The organism is Nocardia sp. NPDC056000 (genome assembly GCF_042269265.1).
In the GTDB taxonomy this organism is placed as follows: Bacteria; Actinomycetota; Actinomycetes; order Mycobacteriales; family Mycobacteriaceae; genus Nocardia.
The window spans coordinates 222,715-234,590 of the sequence record NZ_JBHJXS010000006.1 but is presented as its reverse complement, the minus strand read 5'-3'; the positions used below and the strand labels follow the sequence as shown (position 1 = coordinate 234,590).

General features: G+C 66.0%; 10 protein-coding genes. 4 read left to right on the top strand and 6 right to left on the bottom strand.

The features are described from left to right. Positions 1-5 precede the first annotated feature (5 nt). From ACFC4D_RS19640 to ACFC4D_RS19630, 3 genes are all read right to left on the bottom strand, one after another. The gene (locus tag ACFC4D_RS19640; protein ID WP_376065171.1) at positions 6-1,943 is read right to left on the bottom strand and encodes a hypothetical protein; all 1,938 of its coding nucleotides are present in this window, start codon (positions 1,941-1,943) and stop codon (positions 6-8) included. Between the two features lie 36 nt (positions 1,944-1,979). Further along, positions 1,980-2,606 carry an MspA family porin gene (locus tag ACFC4D_RS19635; protein ID WP_376065168.1) on the bottom strand — a complete coding sequence of 209 codons (627 nt, stop codon included), beginning with the start codon at positions 2,604-2,606 and terminating at the stop codon, positions 1,980-1,982. A 61-nt stretch (positions 2,607-2,667) separates the two neighbouring features. After that, a complete protein-coding gene (locus ACFC4D_RS19630; RefSeq protein WP_376065167.1) occupies positions 2,668-2,907 on the bottom strand; it encodes a hypothetical protein in 240 nt (79 codons plus the stop codon). 86 nt (positions 2,908-2,993) lie between these two features. Here ACFC4D_RS19630 and ACFC4D_RS19625 point away from each other — a divergent pair, with 86 nt between their 5' ends. Then, positions 2,994-3,431: a nitroreductase family deazaflavin-dependent oxidoreductase gene (locus tag ACFC4D_RS19625; protein WP_375968039.1), complete on the top strand. Its 438-nt coding sequence runs from the start codon at positions 2,994-2,996 to the stop codon at positions 3,429-3,431. A gap of 75 nt (positions 3,432-3,506) precedes the next feature. Next, positions 3,507-4,871, top strand: a complete 1,365-nt coding sequence (gene ilvA, locus ACFC4D_RS19620) for a threonine ammonia-lyase IlvA (protein WP_375968038.1) — start codon at positions 3,507-3,509, stop codon at positions 4,869-4,871. An 84-nt stretch (positions 4,872-4,955) separates the two neighbouring features. Here the strand turns inward: ilvA and ACFC4D_RS19615 are convergent, their stop codons facing one another. Continuing rightward, positions 4,956-5,633 (bottom strand): response regulator transcription factor, encoded by a 678-nt coding sequence (locus ACFC4D_RS19615; protein ID WP_376065165.1) that lies wholly within the window; start codon positions 5,631-5,633, stop codon positions 4,956-4,958. A 147-nt stretch (positions 5,634-5,780) separates the two neighbouring features. On the opposite strand from ACFC4D_RS19615, the gene ACFC4D_RS19610 reads away from it, so the two are divergent. Both ACFC4D_RS19610 and ACFC4D_RS19605 read left to right on the top strand, forming a co-directional pair. Continuing rightward, on the top strand, positions 5,781-6,956 hold the full coding sequence (locus ACFC4D_RS19610) for a DUF2235 domain-containing protein (RefSeq protein ID WP_376065163.1): 1,176 nt from the start codon (positions 5,781-5,783) through the stop codon (positions 6,954-6,956). 97 nt (positions 6,957-7,053) lie between these two features. Then, positions 7,054-7,299 (top strand): hypothetical protein, encoded by a 246-nt coding sequence (locus ACFC4D_RS19605; protein WP_375968035.1) that lies wholly within the window; start codon positions 7,054-7,056, stop codon positions 7,297-7,299. A gap of 35 nt (positions 7,300-7,334) precedes the next feature. Here the strand turns inward: ACFC4D_RS19605 and treY are convergent, their stop codons facing one another. After that, a complete protein-coding gene (treY, locus tag ACFC4D_RS19600; RefSeq protein WP_364643492.1) occupies positions 7,335-9,743 on the bottom strand; it encodes a malto-oligosyltrehalose synthase in 2,409 nt (802 codons plus the stop codon). Between the two features lie 11 nt (positions 9,744-9,754). Further along, the gene (gene glgX / locus ACFC4D_RS19595) at positions 9,755-11,872 is read right to left on the bottom strand and encodes a glycogen debranching protein GlgX (protein ID WP_376065161.1); all 2,118 of its coding nucleotides are present in this window, start codon (positions 11,870-11,872) and stop codon (positions 9,755-9,757) included. Positions 11,873-11,876 lie beyond the last annotated feature (4 nt).

The window sequence follows — 11,876 nt, the reverse complement described above, 5'->3', positions numbered from 1 at the left end:
CGGAGTCAGCGGGTGCGGCGACGGCGCAGCAGAATGACGATCCCGGCGAGGACGCCGACGCCCAGCAGCGCGCCGCCGGTGATGGCGAGCGTGCGCGCCAGCGGAATTCCGGAATCGTCGCTCGCCGCGGCGGCGGCCTCGGCCTTCATCGAGGCGGCGGGATCGAAGAACTCCGGATCCCGATCACCCGCCTGCAACAGCACCGGCCCGGCCATGCGGAAGGACCGTTCCGGATCGGCCACCAGCCAGTTCAACAGCCGATCCAGATGCTGGGGAGCCTGCGTCGAGGTCGCGATCACCACCGTGCGGTTTCCGCTCCAGGTGGCCTGTAGCGAACCGAATTCGATCGGCGGCGACAGATCGATCCGCGACCGCAGATACGCGTCATCGCCGTACACCGTGAGCGTCTCGCCGTGCCGATCCAGCGGCAGCGTAATCGATTCCGGCACAGCGCCGTTCGCCGCGATCAGCACCACCGGCAGCTTGCTGCGCACCGCATCGTCGAAGGACACCAGCTCCGGCCGCAACGGCACCGAGGTCAACCGCTGCGCGGCGATCAGCACCTGCGCGGCCCGCACGGTATCAGCGAAACCGGGGGTCTGCAATCCCACCTGCACTCGGGGCAGCAGCGACTGCGGTACCGAGCCCAGCCCGCCCGGCACCGGCGGCTGCGCGAGCTCACCGCGCACCTCGCCGTCCGGATCGATGGTCAGGGTCACCGGCTGCTCCAGCCCGCAACCGTGCGTGAGCCCGGCCTGCTGCAGGGTCACCGATACCGTGGTGAACCGCGCCAGCAGCTCATCGGGGATGGTGATCCACTGGTTGAACGCCCCCGAGGGCTCCACCGGCCACGCCGCGATCTGACGGTTGCCGATGGTCACCGCGAGCTGTCCGTTCAAGGTGTCCGGCAGCGGAGTGTGGTTGCCGTGCAGGTGAACTCGCACACCCTTGGACGGACGGCCGAGCCGTGTCTGATCGATCGCGAAATCCACCCGCACATATCCGATGGCGGTGGCGCTCAACGCGCCCTGCCCGAGTTCCTGCAAGGTCGTGGTGTCCGGGGCCAGCTGCGGTGCGGCGGGCAATCCCACCGCCGTGGCGGCCGATGCCATCGCCGCTTTCGCCAAATCGCTGGTGAGCAAACGGATCTGGATCGGCAGCGACTTCTCGTCACCCGACACCGTCAGCACCGGCGCGGGGCCACCGCTCAACCGCACACCCGCGTCCGAACCCTCCCGCACCACGATCTGCCGTTCCAGGAAGGCGGGCGGATGATCGGGAAGCGCTGTGCCGGAATCGATTCGGCGGATATCCACCGCCACCGGCTGCCGGGTGTACCGCGCGGTCACCGCCGTACTCAGCGCCAGCACCGCGGCGCTCTCGGTGGTGCTCGGATTCGCGGGCACGTACAGGGTCAGTCGTTGCAGCGCGGGCGGCAGGAACTCCGCCACCGTGGTGGGCTGCGCCTCCTCGCCGAAGTAGACCACCGACGCATCGGACAGCGTCGCGGGCCTGCCCATCCAATCGTCGACGCAGATGCCGGGCTCCGGTACCAGTGACGAGGTCAGCGTCACGGTCACCGCATTGTTCTCCACCTCGGCCCCGAGCAGCGAAATGCGCACCGGCGCACGGGGATCCGGCGGCAACGTGACCCGATCCAGGAATTTGTCACCGGACCGCGCGTCCAGGGTCGCCCGCGCCACATTCGGCGGCAACTGCACCGTTCCGGTGATAGCGGTCGGCGCGAGACCCGGCAGCAGCGGCAGGGTCAGCGTGACCTCGTGCTCGCGCCCGGGGAACTCCAGCGATTTGCCCATACCGAGGCCGGGCAGTGCGATCGGACGGTCCGCCGGTTCGGCGTGGACCACCACCGCCGGCGCCGCCGTCACCGCGAAAACCGCTGTCAGCAAGGCGAACGCAGCGCTCGCCGCACGCAAACTCATGAAATGGTCTCCTGTGTGGGTGCGCGCGCGGCGCGCTTACAGCCAGGTCGGATCGCCGAAAACGCCGCCGCTGTCATCGACTTCGGCGGATTTGGCGTAGAGATAGGTGTACTGCCGGATCGACACCGGTCCGGTGCACTGATTGACCGCGATATGGAAATCGCGAATCACGATCTGCACCTCTTTGCCCGGCAGCAGATCCTTGTCCGCGACCGGAATATCCTTCACCTCGCCCGGGCTCAGGTTGACGCTCATCGGGACCTGGATATTGGGTCCGATCACCGCGAGCCCGAGGCCCGGATCCGGCACGATGGGGATATTCGCGGTGGGCGCGTAGACCTGCGGAATCGCGCCGAGGTTGCCATTGAGCAGGTTCACCGAACAGCCCACGTGATACCCGGTCTTGAGCTGTCCGCCCGCGACCCCGTCGACCCGCCCGTACGCCACATTGCTGACCAGGGCCTCACGCGTGGTGCCGACCTGATTCAGCGGTGCGATCCGATTGACCGATTCGGTGCGATTGCCGACGGTGAAGCTGCCGAAGGGTGAGGGATAGGTCCGCTCATGCGCGGGCATGGTGATGACATCGGCCTGGGCGGAAGGCGAGGAGCACAGCGCGATCCCGCTGGCGAGTAAAAACATCCCGAACGGTTTCGACCGCATGGGAAATTACGGTAATAGATGAAACGCATGACCGACCCGTAAGACACGGGCAACCAACCGCTCAGTTCGTGTCGGGCAGACCGTTCCGCACGATCGCGACAACCCAGCGAATCGCCATCACGGTCGCACCGGCAAGTACCGCGGTCTGCGCGGAACCGGTGACGAGCAGCAGAATCAGGGCGATGACCAGCCCGGCCGCGAGGGCCTCGAGCTTGAAGAGCGGCCAGGCCGTGCCCGCGATATTCACGGTCGCGACGCGCACGGGGATGCGATGCATCTGCGTTGGGTGAACCACTGCCATGTTCAAAGGCTACCCGCAGACTTAAAGTTCGGGCAAACGAACTTTCTGTCGGGAACATAACAACATCGGGAGGTGTTACCTGCGTCATGCCACTCACTGGAGAATACGAACCCAGCACCTCGGATTGGGCCCGCGAGCAGGCCGATCTCTACGAAGGCTCGAACGGGGCCGAAGGCGGCACCCTGCAGGGCAAGCCGATCATCCTGCTCACCACACGCGGCGCCAAGAGCGGCAAGCTCCGCAAGACCGCTCTCATGCGTGTCGAACACGAAGGGGAGTACGCGGTCGTCGCCTCGCTCGGCGGCGCGCCCAAGCACCCCGTCTGGTACTGGAACATCAAGGCCGATCCGCACGTCGACCTGCGCGACGGCGCGGTGGTCAAGGATTACACCGCCCGTGAGGTCACCGGCGAGGAACGCGATCTGTGGTGGAAGCGCGCGGCGGAGGTGTGGCCCGATTACGACAACTACACCAAGAAGACCGACCGGGTGATCCCCGTCTTCGTGCTCACCGAGCGCGACTGAGTTTCCTCCCATTCACCCGATACGCCGACCGGCATCCCCCGGTCGGCGTATTGCCGTCCGGCCCGCGTCAGTAACATGTGCCGGGTGTCGGATCCGCTTGTAGTCGCAGAGAAAGTATCCAGTCACGTGCCCGAGTTGAGCGCGGACGAAATCGATGCTGCCGCGAAGCGAATTTCCGAGATTATCGAGCCGACCCCGCTGCAGCGAATCGCGCGGCTGTCGGCGGACAAGGATGCCGAGGTCTACCTCAAGCGTGAGGACCTCACCGCCGTGCGCTCCTACAAGCTGCGCGGGGCCTACAACCTGATCGTCCAGCTCAATGCCGCCGAACGCGCCGCCGGCGTGGTCGCGGCGAGTGCCGGAAACCACGCCCAGGGTGTGGCTTTCGCGTGCAAGGCGATGGGCATCCACGGCCGCATCTACGTCCCCACCACCACCCCCAAACAGAAGCGCGATCGAATCCGCGTGCACGGCGGTGAGTTCGTACAGCTCATCGCCATCGGCGATACCTACGACGCGGCCGCCGCGGCCGCCGTCGACGATGTGGCGCGCACCGGCGCGACCATGGTCCCGCCCTTCGACGATCCGCGCACCGCGGCCGGACAGGGCACCATCGCCGCGGAGATCCTGGAACAGCTCGACCGCGCACCCGATCTGGTGGTGGTCCCGGTGGGCGGCGGCGGCTGCCTGGCCGGAATCAGCACCTATATGCGGGAACGCGCACCGCACACCGCGATTCTGGGTGTGGAACCGGCGGGCGCGGCCTCCATGACCGCCGCCCTGGTGGCCGGTGGCCCGGTCACGCTCCCCGAAATCGATCCGTTCGTGGACGGTGCGGCCGTACGCCGCATCGGCGGCGTGCCCTACACCGCGGTGTCCCGGCTGGGCGGGGGAGTGCGCTCGCACGCCTCGCTGCCTTTACTGACCACTACCGAAACCCGGGGCGGCACAAGCGCTTTCCGCATGATGACGGTCGACGAGGGCGCCATCTGCACCGCCATGCTCGAGCTCTACCAGAACGAGGGCATCGTTGCCGAACCCGCGGGCGCGCTCGCCACGGCGGCATTGCGCGAAATCGATCTCGCACCGGGCTCGACCGTGGTGTGCCTGCTGTCCGGCGGCAATAACGATGTCTCACGCTACGGCGAGGTCATCGAGCGGTCGCTGGTGCATCGGGGCCTGAAACACTATTTCCTGGTGGACTTTCCGCAGGAGCCGGGCGCGCTGCGGCGCTTCCTGGACGAGGTGCTCGGGCCGGACGATGACATCACCCTGTTCGAATACGTCAAGCGCAATAATCGGGAGACCGGTGCGGCGCTGGTCGGCATCGAACTGGGTTCGCCGGACGGACTCGAATCGCTGCAGAAGCGCATGGACGAATCCCCGATTCGCGGCGAACGCCTCGAACCGGGTTCGTCCGCGTACCGCTATCTGACCTGATCGACGCGATCCCGGGCAGAGCGGGGAAGAGCCCTGCCCGGGACGGTCGTGCGCGATCCACCCCACGGGATCGCGAGTCCGGAATCAGATGTGCATCAGATAACCGGTACCGGACGCGTGAATGAGCTGCGGCTCACCCAGCTTCCGGGCCAGCTGTCGAACGACATCCTCGACATTCGCCGATGACGCTGTGCCACAGCAGTATTCGGCGATCTCACGAACGCTGACCGGGGTGCCCGCGCGTGCGGTCAGCAGTTCGAGGGCATTGAACTCGCGCGAGGTCACGGTCAGCAGCACGCCACCGCGCCGCACCCGGCGGCGCAGCCGATCCACCACCAGATCGCCCACCGCCAGCACCTGCGCGGGGGAGCGCTGCCGCGATCCGCACAGTGTCCGCACCCGCGTGGCCAGCTCGCTGAGCGAGAACGGTTTGGCCAGATAGTCGTCCGCGCCACTGGCGTACCCCTCGGCGCGCTCGCGCGGACCGTCTCGGGCGGTAATGACCAGCGCGGGCGTGCGCCGCCCCGATTCCCGTTGTCCCCGAATCAAATCCAGCCCATCGCCATCGGGCAGCCCCCGATCGACGATCAGGCAGTCATAGCTGCGCGTACCGCAGCTCTGCCCGGCCTCGGAGAGATTCCGGGTCAGATCGACGGTGTACCCGGCCCCGCGCAGCCCGCTCGCGACCCGTTCGCCCAACTCGTCGTCGTCCTCGCACACCAGGATCCACAGGTCGCGGGGCGTCATCCGATCGTCGGGCATGCGGTCAACGGTGCCAGGTCGATCATGAACGAATCATGATCGGAGGGATTTGCGAAGTCGGGGTTAACGCGAAGCCGCGGTATCTACGATGAACCCGAGTAGTCGACTACGCGTGAATATCGAATGCCTGGGCGGGAGCATCAATTCATGAAGAGACTTGTGGTGTGTTGTGACGGCACCTGGAAGGCCGAGTCTTCCACCACGGTGTCGAACATTGTGAAAATCGCACAAACGGTATGTCATGCCGGTGCGGATCGGGAAGGCCATCCCATCGGCCAGCGCGTCTATTACATTTCCGGTCCGGGGGCTCGCGGCTTCACCTCCGATCGCCTGCTCGGCGGGGCATTCGGCCTGGGTCTGGAGGCCAATCTGTCGGCCGCCTACTGGCAGCTCGCGTTGAACTGGGAACCGGGCGACGAAATCTTCATCTTCGGTTTCAGTCGCGGCGCGTACACCGCGCGCAGCCTGGCCGGAATGATCAATCGCCTCGGCATCCTCACCTATAAATCCATGATCGACGGAAAATATCCGGACGCGTTGAAGATCTACCACACCAGAAAGGTCAATCCGGACGATCCGGACCCGCCCGAATGGGCCGAATTCCGCCGCGCCAATTGCTATCCCGATCCGGTGGTAATCAACTTCCTCGGCGTCTTCGACACCGTGGGCGCGATGGGCATCCCCGGCATCACCGCCTGGCGGCACCGCTTCCACGACGTTCGTCTCTCCCGCACGGTCCGCTGCGCCCGCCAGGCCCTGGCCCTCAACGAACGCCGCCGCGCCTTCGAGCCCTGCCTCTGGGAAGTCCCCATCGAAATAGACGAGAAATACCGCCGCACCGACCGCGTCAAACAGGTCTGGTTCGAGGGTGTGCACAGCGATATCGGCGGCGGTTACCCCGAATGCGCCCTCTCCGACATCACCCTGCACTGGATGATTCGCGAAGCCGAAGCCGAGGGCCTGGTCTTCGACCACGACCGGCTCACCGTCCTGCGCGAACACTGCCCGCACCCGCCGAAAAAGCATCTCCTACTGCACAATTCCCTCGGCACCGGCTTCAAGGTCCTCAATTTCCTGCGCTTCCTGCGGCACCCCCGCAGCCCGCGTTTCTACTGGGATTCCTGGCGTCGCATCCTCACCCCGACGGACCAGGCGGGCTATCTCGCGTCATCCGTCCAGCACGCCCACCAATACCTGCCCGCCAATCTCGTGCGCTGGCGCGAAACCCTCGACGGCTCAATGCCATCGAGCCTGATCGAATCCACCGAACTCGGCCCCCTGGACGCCCCGGAACCGGAATCCGAATCGGCGTCCGCCGCCTGAAGCCGGTGTCTATTCACGCGCGCCCTATACCCACTCAACCCGCCGATCAACCCCGGATACACCGAATTGCCTTGCCACGCCGGTATCGTCGCCATACATGACGGAAAAGAAGCTCATCGGCCTGCTCGTCGGTGCGTTTGTTTGCGCCTCGATATTCACCATGAATCCGTCCGCGGCCTGGGCGTCCGGTGATACCGGCCCCGCCGGAGTGGCTCCCGCGGGTCCCGGCCCCGGCGACAAGTCCCTCCCCGCGGGTGCGGCTCCCGAACGCGTCGTTCCCGCCCCGGAACGCATCATCCCCGCGCCGCCGCCGGGCGCCGGTGCCTGGTGCCCGACGCTCTGACCTGCGGAATCTCCCAGACCTGACAGTCCTCTAACCTATCGAACCAAAAGTGCCACGGGTAGCCGGGCGAACAGCTTCTCCAATCGCGATCGCCCGGAGAATGTATGGCCGGTCAAACGATCGGTCCAATGGCCCTGGGGGAGATCCAGAACGGTATCTCCCCAGCCACCGGCTTCATCGAGTCGAATACTGTGCCGGGTGACCGCGACAATGACCTCCGGTGTTTCACCATTGCGCCCGCGGGCGTAGGACACCAGATGTTTGGCATGGTCACCGGATGCGAACAGCGGCGTATACGTTCCGCCGACAAAGCATTCGGGTCGCTCCCGGCGCAGCCAGAGCGCATATGCCACGATCCACATTTTCACCGCACCGGTGGGCTCCAGATCCGGTGTCCCGGTGAGCGATTGCAAGAGCAGCGAGCGGTGGGTGAAGTCGACGGGCCGGCGATTGTCCGGGTCGACGAGCGAGTCCTCCCAGAGTTCGCAGCCCTGATAGATATCCGGGATTCCCGGGCCGCACAGTTGCAGCAGTTTCTGCGCCAGCGCGTCGGTCCAGGCGTGCGCCGCGAGATCGGTGACGAATTCCCCCAATTCGACGCCGACGGGTCCGTCGACAATGGCGTCGATCCAGCGGTGCACCGCATTCTCGAATTCGAGATCCGGTTCCTCCCAGGAGGATTGGGTCCCCGCCTCGCGAACGGCCTTCTCCGCGAACTGATGTATGCGTTCCCGGAATCCGGGCACGGCCGCGGCGGCGCGGCCGTCGGCGGGCCACACGCCATACATGTTCTGCAGCAGGAACAGTGCCGTCGCCCCGTCCGGACCGGGTGCGATCTCATTCCACGCGCTCACCGATCGCGCCCACACATCGGGCACCTGCGACAGCATGCCGATGCGCGCCCGGGTGTCCTCACCGCGTTTGGTGTCATGGGTGGACAGCGTGGTCATGGTGGCGGGCCAGCGGGCCGCCCGTTCGGCATTGGACAGATGGAATTCGATCACCGACGCCCCGAAGCGGGCCGGGTCCGCGCCCATCTCCTGCAGCGAGACCAGCCGGGCGGCGCGGTAGAACATGGTGTCCTCCACGGCTTTCGCCGTGACGGCCCCGCACACCTGATGGAATCGGGTGGCGGCCTCGCCGCGAATGGACAGCGCGGTCACCAGCACCTGCAGCGGTGCGGTGAGTTCGCTGTTGCGCCCCGCCACTTCGGCGACCACCCTGCCGATGGTGCCGGACAGCGGCGCGTAATCACCGCGCGCGACCGGCATATACGACAGCACCTCGATGGTGGCGTTGGTCAGTGCCATGGTGTCGAAGGCGTCCGCGCGCGCATCGCGCTTGATCGCCGCGACCAGCCGCCGCACCTCCGGCACCAGCATGGTCTCGGCGACCGCGCGCTTGATCCGATGCTCGTGCTCGGTGAACCAGGCGCGATCACTGCCGTGTCCGGTGAACTGCCGGGACAGTTCGGTGAGGGTCTTCTCACCGTCCGGATCGATGAGCACCCCGCCGATATCGGCGAGCGCGTCATAGCCGGTGGTGCCGTCGATCGGCAGTCCGGAGTCGAGCGTCTCACCGTGCGCGAGCACCTTCTCCACCAGCAGCAGGCGCTGCGGTCCGATGAGTTTGCGCAGGCGCGTGAGGTATTCGCCGGGATCGGACAGCCCGTCCGGATGATCGACCCGCACCCCGTCGATCAGATCGTGCTCACACCACGCCGCGAGTTCGCGATGCGTGGCGTCGAAGACGACCGGATCCTCCTGCCGCAGCGCCGCCAAACCGCCGACGGTGAAGTAGCGCCGGTATCCGCACAGTCCGGACTTCCAGTTCACCAGCCGATAGTGCTGCTTATCGTGAATGCGCAGCGCGTTCTCGCCGTCGGTGCCGGGCGCGATGGGGAAGCGCATATCGCGCAGCGCCAGCATGGGTTCCAGTCCGCCGCGATCCACCGACAGCGCGGCGGGATCGTTCTCATTGGCCAGCACCGGCAGCGCGAGCCGCCCGCCCGCACCGTTCGCCGGACTCCAGTCGATATCGAAGTAGTGCGCGTACTTCGACTCCTTGCCGTGCGTGAGCACATCCCACCACCACGGGTTCTGCCGTGGATCGGCGACGCCGACGTGGTTGGGCACCAGATCCACGATCAGGCCCATACCGCGCCCGCGCACCTCGTCCGAGAGCGCTTTGAGCCCGGTGGGCCCGCCCAGCGCCGAGGACACGGTGGTCGGATCGGTGATGTCGTAGCCGTGTGTGGAGCCGCGGGTCGCGGTCAGTACGGGGGACAGGTACAGATGCGAAATACCGAGCTGCTGCAGGTATTCGGCGATCGTGCGGGCATCGGCGAAGGTCAGTGCGTCCGGGCGCAATTGCAACCGATAGGTGCTGCGCACGGGCGTCTGCCGCGTGATGGGGCCGGTGTGATGTTCGGGCGTGCTGGTCATGGCCTTCTGAATCATGCCGTACGGCGCAGTACGAGTAGGCAGCGTGCGGGCACTGCCATGGTGGACGAGGCGTTATGGGGTTGATCGTCGGCGGCGGCACCGGTGGGTGTCGAACAGTCCAGCTCCACCTTCCAGACCGCACCGTGTTCGGCGGGCGGGAGGGTGAAATCGATTCCGGCGTCATGGGCATTGAAGCAGAGCAGGAACGAATCATCGGAAATGCGCTCGCCACGGGGCCCGGGTTCGCGGATGCCGTCACCGTTGAGGAACACGGTCAGGGTGCGACCGAAGCCGGTTTCCCAATCGGCATCGGTCATTTCGGTGCCCGCGGGGGTGAACCAGGCGATGTCATCGGGATGGTCATGGGTGGTCGCGGGCCGTCCGTCGAAGAATCGCCGCCGCCGGAACACCGGATGCGCGGTGCGGATCGCCACCGCGCGCCGGGTGAAGTCGAGCAGATCGGTATTGGTGTGCATGAGGGACCAGTCCATCCACGACAGCGGTGAGTCCTGACAGTAGACATTGTTGTTGCCGTGCTGGGTGCGGCCCAATTCGTCACCGTGCAGCAGCATCGGGGTGCCCTGGGACAGCAGCAGGGTGGCGAGCAGATTGCGAGATTGCCTGGCGCGCAAGGCGATTATCTCCGGATCGTCGCTGGGACCCTCGACGCCGCAGTTCCAGGAGCGGTTGTAGTTCTCGCCGTCGTTATTGCCCTCGCCATTGGCGTCATTGTGTTTGTCGTTGTAGGACACCAGATCCGCGAGCGTGAAGCCGTCGTGCGCGGTGACGAAATTGATACTGGCACTGGGTCTGCGCCCGGTCGCCTCGTACAGATCCGACGAACCGGTGAGCCGGGATGCGAACTCGCCCAGCGTCGCCGGTTGTCCGCGCCAGTAATCCCGCACGGTGTCACGGTATTTCCCGTTCCATTCGGTCCAGGCGACGGGGAAATTGCCGACCTGATAGCCGCCCTCGCCGACATCCCACGGCTCGGCGATGAGTTTCACCTGGCTCACCACCGGATCCTGGTGCACCAGATCGAAGAAGGTGGCCAGCCGGTCCACATCGTGCAGTTCCCGCGCGAGGGTTGCGGCCAGATCGAAGCGGAATCCGTCCACGTGCATATCGAGCACCCAGTAGCGCAGCGAATCCATGATCAGCTGCAGGGTGTGCGGATGCCGCACGTTCAGGCTGTTGCCGGTGCCGGTGTAATCCATGTAGTGCTGCGGATCATCGTCCACCAGACGGTAATACGCGGCATTGTCGATCCCCCGGAACGACAGCGTCGGCCCGAATTCATTGCCCTCGGCGGTGTGGTTGTAGACCACATCCAGGATCACCTCGATGCCCGCCGCGTGCAGCGCCCGCACCATGGCCTTGAATTCGGTGACGGCCGCGCCCGGAGTCTTGCTCGACGCGTATTCCAGGTGCGGGGCGAAGTAGCCGAAACTGTTGTAGCCCCAGTAGTTTCGCAGTCCGCGATCCAGCAGCAGCCGATCGTGCAGGAACTGGTGCACGGGCATGAGTTCCACCGCGGTGATGCCCAGGCTCAGCAGATGCGCCACGATCGCCGGATGCGCCATGCCCGCATAGGTGCCGCGCAATTCCGGCGGCACGTCCGGATGGGTGATGGTCATACCCTTCACGTGGGTCTCGTAGATGACCGTCTCGTGGTACGGGCGTTTGGGCGCGCGATCATCGGCCCAGTCGAAGAACGGGTTGATCACGACCCCGGTCATGGTGTGCCCGAGGGTGTTCTGCCCGTGGTTGTAGGGCGCGGCATCGGCCCCGAAATCGCCCTCGAACGCCTTGCCGTACGGGTCCAGCAGCAGTTTGCTGGGATCGCAGCGCAGTCCGCGCGCGGGATCGAACGGGCCGTGCACCCGGAACCCGTAGCGTTGACCGGGGGCGATACCGGGCAGATAGGCGTGCCAGACGTACCCGTCGACCTCGTCCAGGGGTACGCGCGTCTCGCGATTGTCCTCGCCGAGCAGGCATAACTCGACGCGCTTGGCGGCCTCGGAGAACACCGAGAAATTGGTGCCTGCTCCGTCGTAGGTGGCGCCCAGCGGGTAGGCGGTTCCCGGCCAGACACCCGGGGGTGCCGTGTCGGTAGTCGCGCGAGCCATGCCC